This window comes from Ferrovibrio sp. (assembly GCF_046297895.1).
Classification (GTDB): domain Bacteria; phylum Pseudomonadota; class Alphaproteobacteria; order Ferrovibrionales; family Ferrovibrionaceae; genus Ferrovibrio.
Genome location: NZ_JBKBHC010000004.1, coordinates 295818 through 318259 on the forward strand (window position 1 = coordinate 295818; position 22442 = coordinate 318259).

Annotated in this window: 19 protein-coding genes and 1 pseudogene; 15 read left to right on the top strand and 5 right to left on the bottom strand. The window is 64.1% G+C overall.

The window, feature by feature from the left end; genetic code table 11:
- Positions 1-13: 13 nt before the first annotated feature.
- The 4 genes and pseudogenes from upp to ACK4FK_RS08580 form a co-directional block, all read left to right on the top strand.
- Positions 14-652: a uracil phosphoribosyltransferase gene (upp, locus tag ACK4FK_RS08565; RefSeq protein ID WP_409743918.1), complete on the top strand. Its 639-nt coding sequence runs from the start codon at positions 14-16 to the stop codon at positions 650-652.
- Positions 653-779: 127 nt separating this feature from the next.
- Positions 780-1433, top strand: coding sequence for a FecR domain-containing protein (locus ACK4FK_RS08570; protein WP_409743920.1), 654 nt, complete (start codon positions 780-782; stop codon positions 1431-1433).
- Between the two features lie 507 nt (positions 1434-1940).
- Complete coding sequence (locus ACK4FK_RS08575; RefSeq protein WP_409744186.1) at positions 1941-3059, top strand: type III PLP-dependent enzyme; 1119 nt, start codon at positions 1941-1943, stop codon at positions 3057-3059.
- Positions 3060-3406: 347 nt separating this feature from the next.
- Positions 3407-4975, top strand: a pseudogene (locus ACK4FK_RS08580) (PAS domain-containing sensor histidine kinase); the annotation flags it as partial.
- A 42-nt stretch (positions 4976-5017) separates the two neighbouring features.
- On the opposite strand, the gene ACK4FK_RS08585 reads toward ACK4FK_RS08580, so the two are convergent.
- Both ACK4FK_RS08585 and ACK4FK_RS08590 read right to left on the bottom strand, forming a co-directional pair.
- Entirely contained in the window at positions 5018-5986 is a 969-nt protein-coding gene (locus ACK4FK_RS08585; protein ID WP_409743923.1) for an NADPH:quinone oxidoreductase family protein, read from the bottom strand.
- Positions 5983-7158 (bottom strand): MFS transporter, encoded by a 1176-nt coding sequence (locus ACK4FK_RS08590; protein ID WP_409743926.1) that lies wholly within the window; start codon positions 7156-7158, stop codon positions 5983-5985. Before ACK4FK_RS08590 ends, ACK4FK_RS08585 begins: the two co-directional genes overlap by 4 nt.
- A 126-nt stretch (positions 7159-7284) precedes the next feature.
- On the opposite strand from ACK4FK_RS08590, the gene mtnA reads away from it, so the two are divergent.
- The 5 genes from mtnA (at position 7285) to ACK4FK_RS08615 (ending at position 13804) form a co-directional block, all read left to right on the top strand.
- Positions 7285-8379: an S-methyl-5-thioribose-1-phosphate isomerase gene (mtnA, locus tag ACK4FK_RS08595; RefSeq protein WP_409743929.1), complete on the top strand. Its 1095-nt coding sequence runs from the start codon at positions 7285-7287 to the stop codon at positions 8377-8379.
- 31 nt (positions 8380-8410) lie between these two features.
- Complete coding sequence (locus ACK4FK_RS08600; RefSeq protein ID WP_409743931.1) at positions 8411-10465, top strand: bifunctional aldolase/short-chain dehydrogenase; 2055 nt, start codon at positions 8411-8413, stop codon at positions 10463-10465.
- Positions 10466-10627: 162 nt separating this feature from the next.
- Positions 10628-11905, top strand: coding sequence for a phosphopyruvate hydratase (gene eno / locus ACK4FK_RS08605; RefSeq protein ID WP_409743934.1), 1278 nt, complete (start codon positions 10628-10630; stop codon positions 11903-11905).
- Positions 11905-12243, top strand: a complete 339-nt coding sequence (locus ACK4FK_RS08610; protein ID WP_409743937.1) for a hypothetical protein — start codon at positions 11905-11907, stop codon at positions 12241-12243. Before eno ends, ACK4FK_RS08610 begins: the two co-directional genes overlap by 1 nt.
- A 190-nt stretch (positions 12244-12433) precedes the next feature.
- On the top strand, positions 12434-13804 hold the full coding sequence (locus ACK4FK_RS08615; protein ID WP_409743940.1) for an adenylate/guanylate cyclase domain-containing protein: 1371 nt from the start codon (positions 12434-12436) through the stop codon (positions 13802-13804).
- On the opposite strand, the gene ACK4FK_RS08620 is transcribed toward ACK4FK_RS08615, so the two are convergent.
- From ACK4FK_RS08620 to ACK4FK_RS08630, 3 genes are read right to left on the bottom strand one after another with little or no spacing between them, the layout of a single operon-like run.
- Positions 13798-14223: a DUF350 domain-containing protein gene (locus ACK4FK_RS08620; protein WP_409743943.1), complete on the bottom strand. Its 426-nt coding sequence runs from the start codon at positions 14221-14223 to the stop codon at positions 13798-13800. The genes ACK4FK_RS08615 and ACK4FK_RS08620 overlap by 7 nt on opposite strands.
- 37 nt (positions 14224-14260) lie before the next feature.
- Positions 14261-15391 (bottom strand): glutathionylspermidine synthase family protein, encoded by a 1131-nt coding sequence (locus ACK4FK_RS08625; RefSeq protein ID WP_409743946.1) that lies wholly within the window; start codon positions 15389-15391, stop codon positions 14261-14263.
- Positions 15392-15406: 15 nt separating this feature from the next.
- Positions 15407-16009: a DUF1190 domain-containing protein gene (locus ACK4FK_RS08630; RefSeq protein WP_409743949.1), complete on the bottom strand. Its 603-nt coding sequence runs from the start codon at positions 16007-16009 to the stop codon at positions 15407-15409.
- 155 nt (positions 16010-16164) lie between these two features.
- Here ACK4FK_RS08630 and ACK4FK_RS08635 point away from each other — a divergent pair, with 155 nt between their 5' ends.
- The 6 genes from ACK4FK_RS08635 to lpdA all read left to right on the top strand — a co-directional run bounded on the left by ACK4FK_RS08635 (position 16165) and on the right by lpdA (position 22437).
- Positions 16165-16476, top strand: coding sequence for an FtsB family cell division protein (locus ACK4FK_RS08635; RefSeq protein ID WP_409743951.1), 312 nt, complete (start codon positions 16165-16167; stop codon positions 16474-16476).
- Positions 16477-16628: 152 nt separating this feature from the next.
- A complete protein-coding gene (gene pdhA, locus ACK4FK_RS08640) occupies positions 16629-17645 on the top strand; it encodes a pyruvate dehydrogenase (acetyl-transferring) E1 component subunit alpha (protein ID WP_409743954.1) in 1017 nt (338 codons plus the stop codon).
- A gap of 21 nt (positions 17646-17666) precedes the next feature.
- On the top strand, positions 17667-19022 hold the full coding sequence (locus ACK4FK_RS08645) for a pyruvate dehydrogenase complex E1 component subunit beta (protein WP_409743957.1): 1356 nt from the start codon (positions 17667-17669) through the stop codon (positions 19020-19022).
- 14 nt (positions 19023-19036) lie between these two features.
- A complete protein-coding gene (locus tag ACK4FK_RS08650) occupies positions 19037-20308 on the top strand; it encodes a pyruvate dehydrogenase complex dihydrolipoamide acetyltransferase (RefSeq protein ID WP_409743960.1) in 1272 nt (423 codons plus the stop codon).
- A gap of 10 nt (positions 20309-20318) precedes the next feature.
- A complete protein-coding gene (locus ACK4FK_RS08655; protein ID WP_409743962.1) occupies positions 20319-21020 on the top strand; it encodes an SDR family oxidoreductase in 702 nt (233 codons plus the stop codon).
- 10 nt (positions 21021-21030) lie between these two features.
- The gene (gene lpdA, locus ACK4FK_RS08660) at positions 21031-22437 is read left to right on the top strand and encodes a dihydrolipoyl dehydrogenase (RefSeq protein WP_409743965.1); all 1407 of its coding nucleotides are present in this window, start codon (positions 21031-21033) and stop codon (positions 22435-22437) included.
- The last annotated feature ends 5 nt before the right edge of the window (positions 22438-22442 follow it).

Consider the following 22442-nt stretch of genomic DNA (forward strand, 5'->3'; position numbering starts at 1 on the left):
GGGAAGACACACCATGAACGCCTTTCCGAATGCCACCGTGGTCGGCCATCCGCTGGTGCAGCACAAGCTGACCCTCCTGCGCCGCAAGGAGGTCTCGACCGCCGAATTCCGCCGGCTGGTGCGCGAGTTGAGCCTGCTGCTCTGTTACGAGGTGACGCGCGACCTGCCGCTGGAGAAGGTTTCCATCGAGACGCCGCTGGAAGAGATGCTGGCGCCGATCCTGGCCGGCAAGAAGCTGTGTTTCGTATCGATCCTGCGCGCCGGCAACGGCATCCTGGACGGCATGCTGGATCTTGTGCCCTCCGCCCGCGTCGGCCATGTGGGCCTGTACCGCGATCCGCAGACCCTGGTGCCGGTGGAATATTACCTCAAGCTGCCTGAGGACGTGCGCGAGCGGCTGGTCATCGTGGTCGATCCCATGCTGGCCACCGGCCATTCCGCGGCCGCGGCGGTCAGCCGCCTGAAGGAGGCGGGGGCCACGCAGATCAAGTTCGTCTGCCTGCTGACGGTTCCCGAGGGCCTCCGCGTCATGCAGGACGAGCATCCGGATGTGATGGTCTATACCTGCGCCATCGACCGCCAGCTTGATGATCACGGCTATATCCGCCCCGGCCTGGGCGATGCCGGCGACCGCATTTACGGCACCAAGTAGAGGGTCACAGAGCTCCAAACGCACAGCTTCGTAGCTGCCGTCACAGTTTCCGGGCTGGCATCCCGCTGTGGGGATACCAGATCGGTTGCACAGTAACCGCAACCCGCCACAACCCCGGAGCCGTGTCATGGCTTTTGCCCTTCGTCGCGCCCTGCGCGTCACCTTTACCCTCGGCGCTGCGCTCGCCGCAGGCCTGGCAGCCAATAGCTGGGCGGCCGACAGCCGCGCCGCGTCCGACCGCATCGAGTTGGCTGCCGAGTTGCCGGCCCTGCCGGTGGCCGCCGTCGGAACGGTGGCGAAGGTGGTGGGGCAGGAAAGCCGCCGCGGTCAGCCCATCACCCTGGGCAGCCGTATCGCCAGCGGCCCGGGCTCCGGCGTCAAGTTCGCCCTCAATGACCGCAGCGTGGTGATCATCGGCCCCAACAGCGCCATCAGTGTCGAGGAATTCGCCGCCGACCGGGTCGTGCTGAGGCTGGAGCGCGGCAGCTTCCACCTCGATTCGGCCAATCCGGGCAGCGTCTATGTCGTGTTGCCCACCGCGACGGTCACAGTTCGCAGCGCCATTGTGGCCGGTCGCATCGGCCCCGACAGTGCCGAGATCGGCCTCCTGAGCGCTGGCCGTGCCGAGGTTGCCGGGTTTGGCGGCCAGAGCGTGCGGCTGGACAGGATCGGCGATGCCACCCGCGTCCTGGGACTCGGTGCGCCGAGCCAGCCGGCCCAGCTCTCGCCCCAGGCGCTGCAGGACATGATCGGCCTCACCAGCCAGATCGCCGTCCGCTGAAGCCGTAGAGACTCGCGCCGCAGCCGGCTGTGCGGCTCGGCGGGTCGGGCCTCGGCGGCGGTCGCCGAGAGGCGGAACGCCACCGGGGTTATTGTTTTTTTATCACACCTCGGTCAACGACCGGTGAGCGTCGGCAGTTTTCTCGGGATCACGAAAAGCCGCATTTGATGCGGCTTTTTTGTTGCTCGGCGCGTAGCTGCGCGCAGGCTGGCGCGTAGCGCTCGGCAGTTGGCCCGGAAAAAAATTTCGCCAGGGGGCGATTTCCTATTGCAATGGGGGGGAGATGTTGTAAATAGCGCTTCAACGACGCACCCGCACGTGCCGATGGCCCCTGGCAGGTTATGCAACGACGAACGCGTCCTTTTTGGTCGCACAGCGTGAGCTGTGCCGGTTCAAAGCCGGTCCGAGAGGGAGGTTTCGATGCTTGCAGCCGCTGGCCGCACCAACACCCGTCTGCGACGTTCTTCGTCCAAGTCGCGTATTGAGCCGGGTCCACTCACCCCGAAGATGCAGAAGTTCCTCGCCGAGGCGAAGGACTCCGAGCCGTTCCTCGTCGTCGACGTCGACGTGGTCGAGCACAACTACCGCGAACTGCGCCGCCTGCTGCCGCTGGCCAAGGTCTACTACGCGATCAAGGCCAATCCGGCTCCGGAAATCCTGCGTCGCCTGCGTTCGCTCGGTTCCTGCTTCGACACGGCTTCCGCCAACGAAATCCAGCAATGCCTCGACCAGGGCGTCACGCCGGACCGCATTTCATTCGGCAACACCATCAAGAAAAAGCGCGACATCGCATGGGCCTATGAGCGTGGCGTGCGGCTCTATGCCTTTGACTCGCTGTGCGAGTTGGAGAAGCTGGCCGAAGTGGCGCCGGGTTCGCAGGTTTTCTGCCGTGTGCTCATGCAGTGCGAGGGCGCCGAATGGCCGCTGTCGCGCAAGTTCGGCTGTGCCCCCGAGATGGCCGCTGACCTGCTGGTGAAGGCGCGCGAGCTCGGGCTCGACCCATATGGCGTGTCTTTCCATGTCGGCTCGCAGCAGACCGACCTGTCCCAGTGGGACAAGGCGGTGGCCCAGGTCGCCCAGATGTTCACCGTGCTGCAGCAGGCCGACGTCGATCTGCGCATGATCAACCTCGGTGGCGGTTTCCCGGCGCGTTATCGCTCCGACATTCCCATGCTGGAAGCCTATGCCCAGGCCGTCAGCCAGGCGATGACCAAGCATTTCGGCAACAACCTGCCGGAGATGATCATCGAGCCTGGCCGCAGCCTGGTCGGCGATGCCGGCGTGATCCAGGCCGAGGTCGTCCTGATCTCGAAGAAGGATTACGAAGAGGCCCGCCGCTGGGTGTATCTGGACATCGGCAAGTTCTCCGGCCTGGCCGAGACGATGGATGAGGCGATCAAGTATCGCATCGTGACCCCGCGCGACGGCGGCCCGACCGGGCCGGTGTCGCTGGCCGGTCCGAGCTGCGACAGCGCCGATATCCTGTATGAGAAGACCGCCTACGAGATGCCGCTGGCTCTCGAGGTGGGAGACAAGATCCAGATCCTGTCCACCGGTGCCTATACGACGACCTATTCGTCGGTCGGCTTCAACGGCTTTCCGCCGCTGAAGAGCTACTGCATCTGATGTAGCGAACCCGACGGTTCCGGTGGGAGCAAAAAGCCGGCCGCGCGAGCGGCCGGCTTTTTTATGGCCATTGCTACCCCTGTGAGCATCGGTTGTGCCTTTCGGCCAACCCGTATTTGTCTAAATCTTTTGTCTGATGGCAAAAAGCAGGATTTCCAGTTGCGGCGGGCTTCTGCCTGTGTGACAAATTTGCGCCCGGAAAACGCGTAAAACGATAAGAATCGACTTAAAAGGTCGGGAGGTTAGCGGATGAGACGGTTGCAGAACCGTCGCGGTTCTGGCGTGGCCGACCGTACCCGTACAGGGAATGCGGCAAGGCATGCCGTGCACCGGGCAAGGGGGGTGAGGTGAGCGAACCGCCGTTTGGCGAAGATCGGTTCCTGTCGTCTCTCGCACGTCACCGCGAGGCGGCCGACGAATCTCCGCCGCCTGCCGAACAGCCCAGCGCCGAAAGCCTGCTCTATGCCGCGCTCGACACCATGGGCGAGGGCCTCGCGGTTTGGGATTCCGGGCCGAACCTGGTCCATTTCAACCGCAGACTGGCCGAATTGTTCGGCCTGCCCGACAGCGCCCTGCGGCGGCACTTGCCCGCGCGGGAGTTTCTGGGGCTGCTGGTCGCCCGCGGCGTCCTGACCATCCGTGCCGAGGAAGCCGCAGCCTGGATCAACGCCTATATCGATGCCTCGACCAAGGCCGACCGTAAGCAGGAGGTTCGCCTCACCGACGGCACCTGGCTGAATTTCGACTGGCGCCGGCTGCCGACCGGCGGATACGTATCGGTCTTCACCGACATCACCCTGCGCAAGCGGGCGCAGATTCGCCTGCGGCAGGCAGAGGCGAAGTACCGCCAGATTTTCGACAACGTGCATGAAGGCATCATCCAGGTGACGCCGGAGGGCCGCGTGCTGGCGGTCAATCGCGCCGGAGCGGCGATTTTTGGCTTCCACTCGCCGGAGGAAATGCTGGCCACCGTCACGCGTGCCGGCGAGCAGCTCTATGTGAATTCCGAGCGCCGGCGCGAGATGATGCGCCATCTGGAGCGCTACGGCCTGGTGCGCGACTTCCGCTCCGAAATGCGCCGCCGCGACGGCAGCACCGTCTGGGTGGCCAAGACCCTGCGGCGTGTGGCCGACGAACAGGGCAACGTGGTGATGATCGAGGGCATGTTCCGTGACGTCAGCACGCAGCGTCGGGCCGAGTTGCAACTGCTGCAGGCGAAGGAGCAGGCCGAGGCCGCCAACCGCGCCAAATCCGACTTCCTGGCCAACATGAGCCACGAACTGCGCACGCCGCTGAACGCCATCCTTGGCTTCAGCCAGGTGCTGCTGGATGAAATGATGGGGCCGCTGGGTAACGCGAAGTATCGCGAATACTGCCGCGACATCGTGCAGAGCGGCGAACATCTGCTGGCTCTGATCGGCGACATTCTCGACATGGCGAAGGTCGAGTCCGGCAAGATGGCGCTGGATGAGGAATGGCTCGATCTCAACGAAAGCCTTGAGGCGGCCCTTCTGCTGGTGCGGGAACGGGCCCTGGGCGGCCAGATCGCCCTGCGCAAGACCCTGCCCAATCCGGCGCCGGCCATATGGGGCGATACCCGGCGGTTGCGTCAGATCTGGATCAACCTGCTCAGCAATGCAGTCAAGTTCACCCCGCAGGGCGGCAGCGTCGACGTGCGTTGCGATATCCTCGCCGACGGGCGGCTGGAAATTTCGGTCGCGGATACCGGCATCGGCATTGCCGAGGAGGATCTGGAGCGGGTGCAGCAGCCCTTCAGCCAGGTTGCCAATGCCCTCTCGCGCAGTCACGAGGGTACGGGGCTGGGCCTGTCGCTGTCGCGCAACCTGGTTGCCCTGCATGGCGGCGAACTGCATCTGGAAAGCCGACTGGGCGAGGGGACCACGGTGACGGTGACGCTGCCCGCCGAGCGCTGCCGGCCCGGCCCGCTGGCCGGCATGCTAGCGGATGCGCAGCGCGAGTTTGCCGGTGACCTGCCGCTGGGCCATGCGGCGCAGCGCGGCCCCAGCCTGATCAAGCTGGTAGATGGCACCGAGCCGCGGCCGCCACTGGCCGCCGACTAGCAGGTTTCTCAGACCCTGTTCCTGTTCGACACCGGCGATCGGGTTGCGGCGCCCCTGTTCGCCGGCCCGTACGCCGATCAGTTCCGCTTCGCGCAGCAACAGATGATTGGCTGCCGGCCTGGGGACATCGCCGGCGGCGAAGCCCACCACCAGCCAGCGCCCACCCGGCGCCAGGGCGCGAAAGGCTAGGTCAAACAGCGCGCCGCCGACCGGATCGAACACGACATCGGCCCGCACATCCCGCCACCAGTCCGGCTGTGCCGGATCGAGGCACAAGTCCGCACCAGCCGACTGCGCGACGGCACGCTTTTCGGCCGATGAGGCAACGGCAACCACCCGTGCGCCAAGCCGGGTACCAAGCGTGACGGCGGCCAGACCTGTCCCGCCGCCGGCGCCTAGCACCAGCAGGGTTTCGCCGGCCCGCAGATGGCCGCGCTGGACCAGCGCCGTCCAGGCCGTGGCGGCGGCAACCGGGAAGGCGGCGGCTTCCTCGTAACTCCAGTCCGCAGGTTTGGACAGCAGGCTGGCCGCTCTGACGATGGCCTCTTCGGCGTAGCCGCCGCCGCGCAAACGCAGGATCACCGCATCCCCGGGGGCCCAGCCGGTGACGTCAGGGGCGGCCTCGATGATGTCGCCGGCGGCCTCAAGGCCCGGCACGAAGGGCATGGGAGGCTTGTGCTGGTATTCGCCCGCGATCTGCAGAAGGTCGGGAAAGTTGATCCCGGAGGCCCGGATGGCCACACGGACCTCGCCAGGCTGCAGGGCGCGGCGCGTCAGCCATGCTTGCTCCAGCACCTCGGGCGGCCCCAGCCGGCGGCAGATCATGGCGCGGTATTGGTCGGTCATTGCGTCTCGGCGGGCAGGCGGGCGTGGATCACGCGCCAGCAGAAAGCCAGGGTCGCGAGCAGGATCGCACCGCCGATCCAGTAGGGGATATTGATGCCGGCATGGTCGAACAGCCAGCCACCCCAGGCCGGGCCCAGCGTGCGGCCGAGGGCCCCCAGCGATTGCATGCTGCTCATCGCAGCCCCCTGCCGCGCGGGATCGGTATTGCGCGAGACGAGGCTGCTCAGGCTGGGGTTTACGGTGGCGAGGCCGGAAGCGGTCAGCAGGATCGAGATTGCGATGCTGGGAATGTCAGTCACCAAATGGGCCATGGCGCAGCCGGCAGCCAGGCTGAGCATGCCATAGGTCAGCAGGCGGGCTTCGCCGAACCATCTGGTCAGCGGCCCGATCAGGATACCCTGCACGGTCAGCACGATGCTGCCGATGAAGGTGAATGCCAGGCCCACCTCATAGGCATGCCAATCGAGGCGGGCGGCGACGAAGAGCGGGAATAATGTCTCGATCTGGGAGAAGACGAAGTTGATTACGAAACTGATCAGTATGAGTACGACAACTGTGCGCCCGAGCCGCGGCAGCGTGCCGAAGGGATTGCTCCACAGCCGCACCTGCAGTTCCGGCTGAGGCTGATGGGTTTCGCGCACCTTCAGCACGGCGAACAGCAGGGCGATGCTGGATGTAACCGCCGCGGCGATAATTGGGAGCCGGTAATGCGGATGCAGAGGGTCTGGCCCGATCAGCAGGCCGCCGATCACCGGGCCCAGGATCATGCCGATTCCGAAGGCACTGCCGATCAGGCCCATGCCGCGGGCGCGCTGGTGCGGCGGAGTGCTGTCGGCAATTATGGCCTGGGCGACGCCAATCTTGGAGCCACCGATACCTGTGACGATGCGGGCCAGAAAAATAGCCAGAAGGCTGTCGGCAAAGGCAAGGCAGACATAGCCGATAATGCTGAGCAGCATGCAGCCCAGAAAAACCGGCCGGCGGCCGACGCGGTCGGAAAGGCTGCCCATGACCGGGGCGGCCAGGAACTGCGCAACGGAGAACGCCACCGCCAGAAGGGCGACGGTAAACGGCGAGGCGCCGAAATGGACGGCAAAAAACGGCAACAGGGGCAGGATCAGCCCAAAGCCGATCAGGTCCACCACCACGGTCAGGAAAATAACCGGCAGCATCAGGTCTTTCCTGCATGACAGCGGGTTTTCCACTGTCTTACGGCATTGCCCGTCCGGGCCGTGTCCGCTAGGTTTCGCGCGATTTTCGGCCCGCGGCAGGCCGGCATCTCAGGCGAAGGACAGAGCATGAAGGTTAAGGGCGTAGCCTACCGCACGATCTGGGTCAACGACGACGGCTGGTCGGTCGGGATCATCGACCAGACCCGGCTGCCGCACGCTTTCGTCACCACCAGCCTGAAAACCTGGGACGAGGCCGCCCATGCCATCAAGGCGATGGTCGTACGCGGTGCACCGCTGATCGGGGCGACCGGCGCCTACGGCCTTGCTCTGGCCGTGCGGGCCGATCCCTCGGATGCCATGCTGGACAAGGCGTATCACGTCATCAACGAGACGCGGCCCACAGCGATCAACCTCAAATGGGCACTGGACCGGGTTCGCAATGCCATCCACAACCTGCCGACGGAGCAGCGTGCCGCCGCCGCCTATCGGGTGGCCGCCGAAATCTGCGACGACGACGTCGCCACCTGCTCGGCCATCGGCGACCACGGCCTGAAGATCATCGAAGACCTTTACGAGAAAGCCGGACGCAAACGCACGATCAATATCCTGACCCATTGCAATGCCGGCTGGCTGGCCTGCGTGGACTGGGGCACGGCGATCGCGCCGATCTACAAGGCGCATGACAAGGGCATTCCGGTACATGTCTGGGTCGATGAGACGCGCCCGCGCAACCAGGGCGCCTCGCTTACCGCCTGGGAACTGAACAGCCATGGCGTGCCGCATACCGTGATCGTCGATAATGCCGGCGGTCACCTGATGCAGCACGACCGCGTCGACATGTGCATTGTCGGCACCGACCGCACCACCCGCGACGGCGATGTGTGCAACAAGATAGGTACCTACCTGAAGGCGCTGGCCGCGAAGGACAACAACGTGCCGTTCTACGTTGCATTACCGCATTCCACCATCGACTGGACGATCCGCGATGGCGTGAAGGAAATCCCCATCGAGGAGCGCGCGCAGGAAGAGGTGACGGTGATGAGCGGCCGCACGGCGACAGGCGAGGTTGTGCCCGTCACTATCACGCCAGACGGCACTAGGGCCGCCAATTTCGGCTTCGACGTCACGCCGGCGCGACTTGTCACCGGCCTGATCACCGAACGCGGCGTCTGTGCGGCAAGTGAGTCTGGTCTCACCAAGCTCTATCCCGAATTCGCGTAAACATTAGGCCCAATAGTAGGACATTGCCCCCATGAAAAATCTCTGGTCCGACCGCGATGCCAAGGCCGCCATTGCCCATTACGCCAAACAGGGCGTGAATGAGGATCTGGCCCTACGCACCTACACGACGCGTCTGCTGGGTGGCGTGCCCGACCTGGTGCAGCATGGCGGCGGTAATACCTCGGTGAAGACCACGATGCCAGATCCGCTGGGCAAGCCTGTGGATGTGCTCTGCGTGAAGGGGTCGGGCTGGGACATGGCGGTGATCGAGCCGCCGGGCCTGCCGGCGGTGAAGCTCAAGCCGCTGCAGGACCTGATCGCGCTTAAAAATCTCACCGACGAGGATATGGTCAACATCCAGCGCTGCAACCTGCTGGACAGCACCTCACCCAACCCCTCGGTCGAGACGCTGTTCCATGCCTTCCTGCCGCACAAGTTCATCGACCATACCCATGCCTCGGCCGTGCTGGCGATTACCGATCAGCCCGACGGTGCCGAGATCTGCAAAAAGCTCTACGGTAACCGCGTGGCGCTGGTGGATTACGAGATGCCGGGCTTCGGCCTCGCCAAGAAAGCGGCTGCTGCCTTCAAGGCCAATCCGCAGGCCCAGGGCCTGATCCTGCTCAAGCACGGCATCTTCACCTTCGCCGAGACGGCGAAGGAAGCCTATGACCTGATGATTGAATTCGTTTCCAAGGCTGAGCGCCATCTGGCCAAGGGCAAGAAGACGGTGTTCGTACCGGGCAAGGCGCTGCCGAAGAAGGTGGCGGCGGCGGAAGAGGTGCTGCCGATCCTGCGCGGCCTGCTCAGCATTCCGGCCGGCGATGACGGCGCTTTCACGCGCTGGGTGTTCAGCCTGCGCAACAGTGATGAGATCCAGGCCTTCGCGCGGGGCAAGGATGTGATGCGCTACAGCCAGGCCGGCACGGTGACGCCCGATCACGTGATCCGCACCAAGCCCTGGCCGCTGGTGCTGCCGGCGCCGGAGGCCGGCAAGCTCGATGCCTTCAAGGCGGCAGCGCAGAAGGCAGTGGACGGCTATATCAAGAAGTACAAGGCCTATTTCGAGCGCCACAATGCCAAGGCGCAGCCGAAGAAGATCATGCTCGATCCGATGCCCCGTGCCCTGCTGATCCCTGGGCTTGGCCTGGTCGGCGTGGGCAAGACGCGCAAGGATGCGGTGATTGCCGGCGACGTGGCCGAGATGGCGGTGAGCATCATCACCAAGGCTGAGGCGATTGGAACATTCACCAGCATCCGGGAACGCGACATCTTCGACGTCGAGTACTGGTCGCTGGAACAGGCTAAGCTGGGCAAGGGCAGCGAGAGGCCGCTGTCGCGTCAGGTTGTCGTGATCACCGGCGGCGCGGGTGCCATCGGTGCCGCCACCGCGAAAGCCTTTGTCGCCGAGGGCGCGGAAGTGGCGGTGTTTGATCTCGATGGCGCCAAGGCCGCTGAAGTGGCGAAGAAGCTGGGCGGCATCGGCATTGCCTGCGACGTGACCAGGCCGGAAGCCGTGCAGGCGGCTTTCGCCAAAGTCGTGCAGCATTTCGGCGGCGTCGACATCGTGGTGTCGAATGCCGGCAATGCCTGGGGCGGCAAGATCGGCGAAGTACCGGATGAGTTGCTGCGCAAGTCGTTTGAGTTGAACTTCTTCAGCCACCAGTATGTGGCGCAGGCGGCGACGAAGATCATGCTGGCGCAGAAGACCGGCGGCTGCCTGCTGTTCAATGCCTCCAAGCAGGCGGTAAATCCGGGGCCGGATTTTGGTCCCTATGGCCTGCCGAAGGCGGCCACGCTGTTCCTGTCGCGCCAGTATGCGCTGGATTACGGCGATCAGGGCATCCGTTCCTCGGCGGTGAATGCCGACCGCATCCGTTCGGGCCTGCTGACCGACGAGATGGTGGCCAAGCGCTCGAAGGCGCGCGGCGTGTCGGAGAAGGAATACATGGCCGGCAACCTGCTGAAACGCGAGGTGAAGGCCGCCGACGTGGCCCAGGCCTTCGTCCAGCTTGCCATGGCGGCCAAGACCACGGCCGCCGTGGCCACCGTGGATGGTGGCAACATCGCGGCGGCCCTGCGTTAGTCGCAGAGGGACGGGCGGATAGCTAGGATTACCGGTTTTCCGCCCGATTCAGCCCCAATTTTGACCCGGCCCGGCCCGGCCCGCCCCTTGCCCGGAACAGGCCGCCGGGCTATCCCTTCGGCCACCTTTTTCCTGCTTTCCAGCCTCAAGAGGACCTTCGGCATGAGCGGCATCACCGACATCGTTGGACGCGAAATTCTCGACTCCCGCGGCAATCCGACCGTCGAGGTCGACGTGATCCTGGAAAGCGGTGCCTTCGGTCGTGCCGCCGTGCCGTCGGGTGCCTCGACCGGTGCCCATGAGGCCGTGGAACTGCGCGACGGCGACAAGGGCCGCTACCTGGGCAAGGGCGTGCTGAAGGCCGTCGAGGCCGTCAACACCGAGATCTATGACGCCATCGCCGGCTTCGAGGCCAGCGAGCAGCTCAAGATCGACCGCACCATGATCGCGCTGGACGGCACCCCCAACAAGTCGCGCCTCGGCGCAAACGCCATCCTCGGCGTCTCGATGGCCGTGGCGAAGGCGGCGGCCCAGGAAGCCGACCTGCCGCTCTATCGCTATGTCGGCGGCGCGGCCGCCCATGTGCTGCCGGTGCCGATGATGAACATCATCAATGGCGGCGCGCATGCCGACAATCCCATCGATGTGCAGGAATTCATGATCATGCCGGTGGCGGCGCCGACGCTCGCCGATGCCGTGCGCATGGGCGCCGAGGTGTTCCACACGCTCAAGAAGAAGCTGAAGGATGCCGGCCACAACACCAATGTGGGCGACGAGGGCGGCTTTGCCCCGAATCTGCCCAGCACCCGCGGCGCGCTGGATTTCATCATGCAGGCCATCGAGGCGGCGGGCTACAAGGCCGGCTCGGACGTGATGATCGCGCTGGATGCGGCCAGCACCGAATTCTTCAAGGACGGCAAATACCACTTGGACGGCGAGAACCTGAAGCTCGATCCGGCCGGCATGGTGAAATACTGGGAGAAGCTGGTGGGGGATTATCCCATCGTCTCCATCGAGGACGGCATGGCCGAGGATGACTGGGCCGGCTGGAGGCAGCTGACCGATGCCATCGGCGCGAAATGCCAGCTGGTGGGCGATGACCTGTTCGTCACCAATCCGGCCCGCCTGGCCGACGGCATCGCCAAGGGCGTCGGCAATGCCATCCTGGTGAAGGTGAACCAGATCGGCACCCTGACCGAGACGCTGGAAGCCGTCGAACTGGCGCACAAGAACGGCTACCGCGCCGTGATGTCGCACCGTTCGGGCGAAACCGAAGACAACACCATCGCCGACCTGGCCGTAGCGACCAATTGCGGCCAGATCAAGACCGGTTCGCTGGCCCGTTCCGACCGCATGGCGAAATACAACCAGCTGATCCGCATCGAGGAGCAGCTGGACGTGGCGGCGAAGTATCCGGGCCTGGCGGCGCTGAAGCGCTGATGCGGCGCGGCGCGCTCATCGTCCTGGCGGCGGCGCTGGTTTCCGGCGCCGCCATCGCGCAGGCTTCGCTGCCCGTGCAGGGCAGGTGGGCGGTCAGCCAGGAGCGCTGCGCCACCGAAAGCATGGAATTCGGAAGCAGCGGACAATTCACGTCGACCCTGGACTCCGGCGAACCTCGCCAGGGCAGCTACAAGACGGGCCGCGACCGCATCATCCTGCTGGACGAGGCCGAGCCCGACCGCGAGCTGGCGCTGATCATTCTCGACCTGACGCCGACCCGCCTGGTAGCCTTCGACGAGACCATCGAGGCCGACCGCCGCCTGGTGAAGTGCCGCTGAAACAGCCCTGCCGCGCGCCCGGTTCCGCCGGATATGCGGTGGGCGTCACAGTCTGATCGCCGGCCGGCCACTATGATTTTCCCCAAATGCCGGCAGAAGCCCTGCCGCGTCGATGTACCCGGATTAGGGGAGGGGCGGTCGTGGGTGGAGAATGGATTGTGACGGCATCAGGCGATTGCGCGGGGCTGCCATGATGCTTTGGCCCAAGCGCCAGCCCCGCGGGTCGCAGTCCCGCAATTCGCTGGGCATCCGGCTCAACCGTGCCATCACCGACGAGGAACAGCGCGGACTGATCTTCGCTTTCCGGGCACGCGTCATCGCCGTTATTGCGGTGATGCTCTGGCTGGTACTGCTGATCGAGCCGCAGCGCCAGTTGTATTATCTCTCGGTCAGTTCCGTCCTGCTGCTGCTCGGGGTTATCCCGCATCTATTGCGGTACCATCGCCACGCGGTTTTGATCCGGCTCGCCTTCGTGCTTCTGGATGCCGTCCTGATCACGGCCGTGATCATTCTGACGCCCCCCGGCGACATCGATTATGGATTTCCGATCCAGATGCGGGTGCGCGGCCCGGAATTCCTCTATCTGATGCTGTTGATCGTCGGTGCAGCCTTGTCCTACTCGCCGCTGCAGGTGATCTGGACCGGCTTCTGCGTCGTCATGGCCTGGGGTATCGGCGTTATGCTGGTGCAGATGCGAGATGATACCCTGCAATACGATCCGGCGGCCGAGGCGTCGCCGGAAGCCACGCTCCGGCTTGTTACCGATCCGTATTTCGTTGGCTACTTCAACCTGATGAATCAGCTGGTGCTGGCAATTATCGCCACCGCGATTCTTGCCGCCGCTGTTTGGCGTTCGCGCCGCATGCTTTTGCGCCAGACCCGGGCCGAGATCGCCCGTGCCGACCTGGCGCGCTACGTATCGCCCGATGTTGCAGATGCCATCATGGCATCGGATCAGGCCTTTGGCGTACCGACAACGCGAGAGGTTGCGGTGCTGTTCGCTGATATCGTCGGCTTTACCGCGCTATCAGAGCGGCTGCCGCCGGACCGTGTGGTGCGGTTGCTGAAAAGCTTCCATGAACGCGGCAGTCGGGTGGTGTTCCGCCATGGCGGAACGCTCGACAAGTATATGGGCGACGGATTCCTCGCCACGTTCGGTGCGATTTCCGACACTCCCGACGCAGCGGCTCGGGCGCTCCGCTGTGCCATCGAACTGCAACACGAAATCGACCGCTGGAATGCCAAGCGCGCTGAGCGTGGCGCCGAAACCATCCGACTTTCGACCGGCGTGCATTGTGGGCCAGTGGTAGTGGGGAACATCGGCAGTGACCGCCGGCTGGAGTTCTCGGTCATCGGCGATGCCGTGAATATCGCCAGCCGCCTGGAAGCCCTGACGCGCCGGCTGGGTTGCCGCATCGCCGTGTCAGCCGATTGCCTGGCGGTGGCGCGGCGACATTCAGCCGATCTGCCTGAATTTATCTCGGCCGGTGCCGTGCAACTGGACGGTCGGGAGCAGAGCGTGGCGGTCTGCGTCTGGCCGCCACCGCCAAAGGTTCAATAGGTCATACTGGCCGCGTTCAGCAGGCCGACGGTCAGCGACAGCGCGGCCACCGCGATTGCTGCGGCAGTTTCGCCCCGGCTGATCCGTTCCGGCAGGCCGGGAAACAGCATGCGGGCGGCCACAAAGGTGACAGCCTGCACCACCAGCGCGACGGCGCCCCAGACCAGCATGTCGACCAGGCTCTGCGAGTTCATGATCGCGCTGCCCAGAGGCATGGCGAAGCCCAGCATGGCGCCGCCGAGTGATATCGCGGCCGCCTGGTTGCCGTCCTTGATCAGGCGCCATTCGCGCTGCGGTGTCAGGCGGGTGTAGATCGCCAGAAACAGCATCAGCATGATCAGCGCGCACACGAAATACAGTGCGAAATCCGGCAGGGTGTAGAGGTAGCGGCTCAAATTCGGCGGCGTGGTACTGATCATCGGTATCCCCCTGAACTCCTGTGTATTCTCGTGCAACTTATTCGAACAGGTGCGGCACAAAACGGCTGGTGTTGCGGGTTATCGGGCTGCGGTCCTCGCGGATGCCTAAGCCGCAGGCGCGCGATGCCACCACCCACACGCCGAGTACGGGGTAGAAGCCGTCGAAGCAGGGCATCTCGATGGCCTGCTGGTATATCTGCAACTCGGGTGAGGGATCGCCCTGCACCGGCACGCTGTCGAGCGTTGCACCGGTCTCCGACAGGCGGCTGATACCGGCACCTTCGCGGCCCCAGAAGGGCTTGGCCATGCAGGGCCCTTTGATGACGGCGCGGTCGAAACTGGCCGGCAGCAGGTTTTCGTGATCGGGCCACTTCTGCCACAGCAGCGGCAGGATCGCCTTGGTGGAGAGCAGCATCTTCCAGGCCGGTTCGATCATGCGGATGCCGGAGGGCTGGATGTTGGCCGCAAAATCTTCCTGCAGCAGCCACTCCCACGGATAGAGCTTGAACAGCACAGTGATCGGCTTGGCGGACAGATCGACGAAGCGTTTGCCGTTCCAGCCGATCTCATCGATGTATAGCCGGTCGGTATCCAGCCCGGCCTGTATCGCCGTGTCGCGCAGGTATTCGGCCGTGCCGAAATCCTCCTCATGATCACGCACGCAGGTGAAATGCAGGCGATGACCCCACAGGCCGAAATGTTTCCAGGCTTCGATCAGGGTCTCGTGGATGCCGTTGAACTGGTCGCAATGATTGCAGAAGCTGTCGAGCCATTCCCACTGTACCACGCTGGCTTCGTATAGCGCGGTCGGCGTGTCGGCGTTGTATTCGAGCAGCTTTGGCGCGCCAGTGCCGTTCCAGGCCAGATCGAAGCGGCCGTATAGATTCTTGTCCTGCCGCTGCCAGGATTGTTCGATCAGCGCGATGGCCGAGTCTGTCAGGTGGAAGGGAGCATAGTTGCCGCGCTGGATGACGCCATCGACCAGTTCAAGGCACATGTCTTCCAGCCGCTGGGCGGCGTCGTCCAGTTCATCGATCTGTGCCGGGGAAAAACTGTAGGCAGCATCCTCGCACCAGTAAGGCTCGCCGTTGATGGTGTGGAAAGCGAAGCCGATCTTTTCGGCACGCTCGCGCCAGTCGGGGCGGGGCTCGACGGCAAGGCGCTCCATGTTGTGATGGCCTTATTAGCTGGCGGCAGAATAGCTGCTGCCGGTGCGGCCGAAGCCGCCGCGGCTGACATAGCCAGGCGCGGCCTTGGGCGCATCGGGAAAGCGGTTGGCGCCGAGCTGGCCGAGCGGCCGATTGCCGGAATAGGCCGTGTTGCTGGGGTCGCGGTAGAGCGGCTGGGCCGCCCCGCGTGCGCTCCAGGGGCTTGGGCCGGCCAGGCTGCGGCCAATCATGTAGCCCATCAGCATCGGCATGAACACGCTGCCCGAGGACTGGGCCTGCTGTTGCTGCTGGGCCTGCTCTCCGGTCAGCGGGGCGGGCTGGGCCGTGGAGAATTCGTCGTTGGCGCTCAGGATCTGCTGCGGCGTGCCGCAGTTGCCCAGGCCAAACTGGGTTTCGCATTCCTCGCGGCTGGTGAAGCGCGGGGCGGTCTGAACATGCTGGGCACGGGCATCCGCCAGTGCAATCCGGCAGCCATCCGGGTCCGGGCGGGAGGCGCATTCCTTCTGGTCGCGCAGCACGTCATGGCCGGCCAGCGGGTCATTCTCCTCGCAGGCCGTGAGGCCAACCAGGCCGACAGTTCCAAGCAGGGCTAAACGGATGACACGGGATTTGCGCATGGCATGAAGATAATGGCCTGTCAGGGGCAAGGGAAGGGTGGCTCTCGGCCGCAGCGTTAAATTTTATCTAATTCTTTGACTCTATGGCCAGAATCCCTCCGCGACTCGGAAACGCGTTGACCCCGCGACTCGGATGTGATTCGATTCGAATCATCATGAGCGCCCTGCACGAAATCCGCCGCCATTCCCTCGCCGCCGTCATTCCGGTGATATGCTTCGCCGCCATCGGCTATTTTGCCTATCACGCGATGGAGGGCGAGCATGGCATCAATGCCTATACCCGGCTGACCCTGCAGATCCAGGATACCCGGATCGCCCTGGCGGAAGTTACGACAGAGCGGAAGACCCTGGAGCGGCGGGTGGCCCTGCTGCGGGCCGAAGGTCTGGACGTGGACATGCTCGATGAGCAGGGGCGGCGCGTGCTGGGCATGGTACGGCCTGGCGATCTGGTAATTCTCGGCCGCTGAAAGGCGAATTTCCGGCAATGGAATTACCCGAATTAACTGAAATCAAGTTAATTCTAGAAAAAGCATTGTTTTAACTAAAGTTAGCCGCCATCTTCCCCTCCCGTTGATGGTATTGATCAGGCAATGCCGTAAGGGAAGTCGGGAGGAAAACCATGGCGAAACCGGGCAAGGCGGGTGAATCCGCCGCGGGCAAAAAGGCGAAACTGCCGCCCGCCGACGAGATGCTCCGCTATTACCGCGACATGCTGCTGATCCGCCGCTTCGAGGAGAAGGCAGGCCAGCTTTACGGCATGGGCCTGATCGGCGGTTTCTGCCACCTCTACATCGGCCAAGAAGCGGTCGTCGTTGGCCTGCAGGCCTGCGCCAAGCAAGGCGATGCCGTCATCACCTCCTATCGCGACCACGGCCACATGCTGGCCACCGGCATGGATGCCGGCGGTGTGATGGCAGAACTGACGGGTCGCATCGGCGGGTATTCCAAGGGCAAGGGCGGCTCGATGCACATGTTCAGCCGCGAGAAGCACTTCTACGGCGGCCATGGCATCGTTGGCGCCCAGGTGCCGCTGGGCACGGGCCTGGCCTTTGCGCAGAAGTACAACAAGACCGACAACGTGACCTTCTGCTATTTCGGCGACGGCTCGGCCAACCAGGGTCAGGTCTACGAAAGCTTCAACATGGCCGAGCTCTGGAAACTGCCGGTCATCTACGTGATCGAGAACAACCAGTATGCCATGGGCACGGCGGTCAATCGCGCTTCGGCCCAGCCGGCCCTGTACAAGCGCGGCGAGAGCTTCGGCATTCCCGGCCGGCAGGTCGACGGCATGAGCGTGCTCGCCGTGAAGGAAGCGGGCGAGGAGGCAGTGGCTTGGTGCCGCGCCGGCAAGGGCCCGATCATTCTCGAAATGATGACCTATCGCTATCGCGGCCACTCGATGTCCGACCCGCAGAAATACCGCAGCAAGGACGAAGTGACCAAGATGCGTGCCGAGCATGACCCGATCGACCAGGTTCGCAGCCTGCTGCTGGGCAACGGCCTGGCCGACGAGGACGTGCTGAAGGTGATCGACAAGGAAGTGAAGGACATCGTCCAGAAAGCAGTCGATTTCGCGCAGGAAAGCCCGGAGCCCGACCCGTCGGAATTGTGGACCGATGTTTATGTGGAAGCCTGAGCCGGCGGGGAGGATGTGAAGATGTCTATCGAGATTCTGATGCCTGCCCTGTCCCCTACCATGACGGAAGGCAAGCTGGCCAAGTGGTTCGTGCGCGAAGGCGACACGGTCAAGGCCGGCGATATCATGGCCGAGATCGAGACCGACAAGGCCACGATGGAATTCGAGGCGGTCGATGAAGGCGTGATCGACAAGATTCTGGTGCCGGAGGGCACCGAAGGCGTTGCCGTAAACACACCGATTGCAAAATTGCGTGGCGACGGCGAAGTCGCGGGCGTCGCGCCGGCAGCGCCGAAGGCAGAAACCAGGGCGCTGACCGCTTCGGTTCCGGCTGCGGCCGTGGCATCGACTGCGGCGAAAGACCTGACCGACCCCGATATCCCGGCCGGCACCGAATTCGTCGCCATGACGGTACGCGAGGCGATCCGCGAGGGCATGTCGGAAGAGATGCGCCGCGATCCGCGCGTGTTCCTGATGGGCGAGGAAGTGGCGCAGTACCAAGGCGCCTACAAGATCAGCCAGGGCATGCTGGATGAGTTCGGCCCCGAGCGCGTGATCGACACGCCGATCACCGAACAGGGCTTTGCCGGCTTGGGCATCGGCGCCGCCTTCGGCGGCCTGCGCCCCATCGTCGAGTTCATGACCTTCAACTTCTCGATGCAGGCCATCGACCAGATCGTGAATTCGGCGGCCAAGACGCTTTACATGTCGGGCGGCCAGATGGGCTGCCCCATCGTGTTCCGTGGCCCGAATGGCGCGGCCGCCCGCGTCGCGGCGCAGCATAGCCAATGCTATGCCGCCTGGTATTCGCATATCCCGGGCCTGAAGGTGGTGGCGCCGTATTCGGCGGCTGACTTCAAGGGCCTGATCAAGGCTGCCATCCGCGACCCGAACCCGGTCGTATTTTTGGAAAACGAAATCCTCTACGGCCGCAGTTTCGACGTGCCCAAGCTGGACGATTACGTCGTGCCCATCGGCAAGGCTCGCATCGCCCGCCAAGGCAAGGACGTCACGCTGGTCGGTTATTCGATTGCCGTGGGTCATGCCCTGGCGGCGGCCGAGAAGCTGGCGGCCGAAGGCATCGAGGCCGAGGTGATCGACCTGCGCACCATCCGCCCGATGGACAAGGAAGCCATCGTGAAGTCGGTGCAGAAGACCAACCGCCTGGTCACGGTGGAGGAGGGCTTTCCACAATCTGGCATAGGCGCGGAAATCTCGGCCGCGATCATGGAAGCCGCCTTCGACTATCTCGATGCGCCGGTGACGCGCGTCACCGGCAAGGACGTGCCGATGCCCTATGCGGCCAACCTGGAAAAGCTGGCACTGGTGACAGTGGACGAGATCGTGCAGGCGGCCAAGGCCGTCTGTTACCGCTGAGCGGGAGGCGCATCATGCCGATAGAGATCCTGATGCCTGCCCTGTCGCCGACAATGACCGAGGGCAAGCTGGGCAAGTGGCTGGTCAAGGAAGGCGACACGGTCAAGGCCGGCGATATCATGGCCGAGATCGAGACCGACAAGGCCACGATGGAATTCGAGGCCGTGGATGAAGGCAAGATCGGCAAGATCCTGGTGCCCGAAGGCACCGAGGGCGTTGCCGTGAACACGCCGATTGCCGTGCTGCTGCAAGACGGCGAGTCTGCCGGTGACGTGAAGGCGGCTCCGGCAGCCAAGTCCGCTGCCGCCGTACCTGCAGCCCCGGCTACCCCGGCAGTTCCGGCGGCTGCTCCGCCGCCAGCACCGGCTGCGACCCCGGCCGCGAAAACGGGCGAGCGCATCTTTGCCTCGCCGCTGGCACGCCGCATTGCTGCGCAGAACAACATCGACCTGAAGGCCGTGACGGGCAGCGGCCCGCATGGCCGTATCGTCAAGGCCGACGTGGAGAAGGCGCCGAAAGGTGCGACGGCTCCGGTTGCGAAGGCCGCCGCCACCGCGCCGGTCGCCGCCGGCCCGGGTGCGCGCCAGCTCGCCGACCTGCTCAAGATGCCCTACAGGCTCGAGCCGCTGTCGGGCATGCGCAAGACCATCGCACGCCGTCTCACCGAGTCCAAACAGACGGTGCCGCATTTTTATCTCACCATCGACTGCGAGATCGACGAGCTACTGGCCCTGCGTAAGCGCCTGAATGCTAAGTCGGAAGCCAAGGTCAGCGTCAATGACTTCCTGATCCGCGCTGCCGCCCTGGCTTTGAAGAAGGTGCCCGAGGCCAATGCCAGCTATGACGAGAGCGGCATGCTGTATTACGAGCATGCCGATATCTCGGTGGCGGTGGCCACGCCGAACGGCCTGATCACGCCGATCGTCAAGCAGGCCGAGCAGAAGGGCCTGACCCAGATTGCCACCGAGATGAAGGATCTCGCGGCACGGGCGCGCGACGGCAAGCTCAAACCCGACGAATACCAGGGCGGCACCTTCTCGATCTCCAATCTCGGCATGTTCGGGATCAAGCAGTTCGAGGCGGTGATCAATCCGCCGCAGGGCTGCATCCTGGCCGTTGGCATGGGCGAGGAACGCGCCATCGTGCGCAAGGGCCAGATCGTGCCCGCCACCATCATGACGGTGACGCTGTCGGTCGATCACCGTGCGGTGGACGGCGCGGTGGGTGCACAGTTCCTGCAGGCCTTCAAGGGCTATGTCGACGACCCGCTGACCATGCTGCTGTGAGGCCATGACGATGGTTGAAAAAGTTGCCATCGTTACCGGTGCCGGCAAAGGCATGGGCGCGGCGGTGCTGAAGAAGCTGGCCTCCGACGGCTACCGCGTTGCTGCCATGTCGCCCTCCGGCGCGGCCAAGACGCTGGCCGAAAGCCTTGGCGGTGTCGGCCTGGCCGGCTCGAATGCCAAGGCCGAGGATATCAAGGCGCTGGTCGACCTGACGCTGGATAAATACGGCCGCATCGACGCGGTGGTGAACAATACCGGCCATCCGCCCAAGGGCTCACTGCTGGAGCTGGACGATGCCGCCTGGCTCACCGGCTTCGAACTGGTTCATCTGGCGGTGGTGCGCATGGTGCGGCTGGTGACGCCGGTAATGCTCAAACAGGGCGGCGGTGCGTTCGTCAACCTGCTCACCTACGCGACTTTCGAACCAGAAGCCGATTTCCCGATTTCCGGCCCGGTGCGTGCGGCAGTGGCCAGCTTCGCCAAGGTCTATGCCGACCAGTATGCCGCGCAGGGCATTCGCATGAACAACGTGCTGCCGGGCTTCATCGACAGCCTGCCGGCCAAGGAACAGCGCGTGGCTCGCATCCCGATGAAGCGTTACGGCACCACCCGTGAAATCGCTGATGCCGTCGCCTTCCTGCTGTCGGAGCAGGCGAGCTACATCACCGGCCAGAGCCTGCGCGTCGACGGCGGCATAACCCGGTCTGTTTAAGGAGACCAGCATGTCTGACACCAGCTTCGATGTGATCGTGGTCGGCAGCGGCCCGGGCGGTTACACCACGGCGATTCGCGCCAGCCAGCTCGGGATGAAAACGGCGATCATCGAGCGCGAGCATCTGGGCGGCATCTGCCTGAATTGGGGCTGCATCCCGACCAAGGCGCTTCTGCGCTCGGCCGAGATCTATTCCAACATCAAGCATGCCGAGGCATTCGGTTTCACGGTCGAAGGCAAGGTGACAATCAATGCCGCCAAGGTGGTAGAGCGGTCGCGCAAGGTGGCGGCGCAGCTTTCCGGCGGCGTAAAGTTCCTGATGAAAAAGCACAAGGTCACGGTGTTCGACGGCCATGGCATGCTGAACGGTCCGGGCAAGGTGAAAGTCACCAAGGACGGCAAGCCGGTTGCCGACCTCACCGCCAAGCACATCATCCTCGCCACCGGCGCGCGTGCCCGCGCGCTGCCCGGCCTGGAGCCGGACGGCAAGCTGGTCTGGACATATAAGGAAGCGATGGTGCCGCCGGCGCTGCCGAAATCCCTGCTGGTGATCGGTTCGGGCGCCATCGGCATCGAATTCGCCAGCTTCTACCGCACGCTCGGCGCAGACGTCACCGTCGTTGAGGTGATGGACCGCGTGCTGCCGGTGGAGGATGAGGAAATCTCTGGCCTCGCCAAGAAAGCTTTCGAGAAGCAGGGTATGAAGATTTTCACCGGCACCACGGTCACGGCACTGAAGAAAGGTACTGACAGCGTGACGGCGACGCTGAAGGACAAGGCCGGCAAGGAAAGCCAGATCACCGTCGAGCGTGTGATCCTGGCCGTCGGCATCGTCGGCAATGTGGAGAATATCGGCCTGGAGACCACCAAGGTGAAGGTCGACAAGACCCATGTGGTGATCGATGAATACAGCCGCACGGCGGAACCCGGCATCTATGCCATCGGCGACCTGACCGGTCCACCCTGGCTGGCGCACAAGGCCGGCCATGAAGGCGTGATCTGCGTGGAGAAGATCGCCGGCGTGAAGGACGTGCATCCGCTGAATGTCAGCAATATCCCGGGCTGCACCTATTGTACGCCACAGATTGCCAGCGTCGGTCTCACCGAAGCAGCCGCCAAGGCCAAGGGCTATGAGGTGCGGGTGGGGCGGTATCCCTTCCTCGCCAACGGCAAGGCGATTGCGCTGGGCGAGCCGGAAGGTCTGGTCAAGACGGTGTTCGACGCCAAGACCGGCGAGTTGCTGGGCGCACACATGATCGGCGCCGAGGTCACCGAGATGATCCAGGGCTTTGGCATCGCCAAGACGCTGGAGACCACCGAGGCCGAGCTGATGCATGCCATCTTCCCGCATCCGACCCTGAGCGAGATGATGCATGAATCGGTGCTGGATGCTTACGGCAAGGCCCTGAATTACTAGGATTA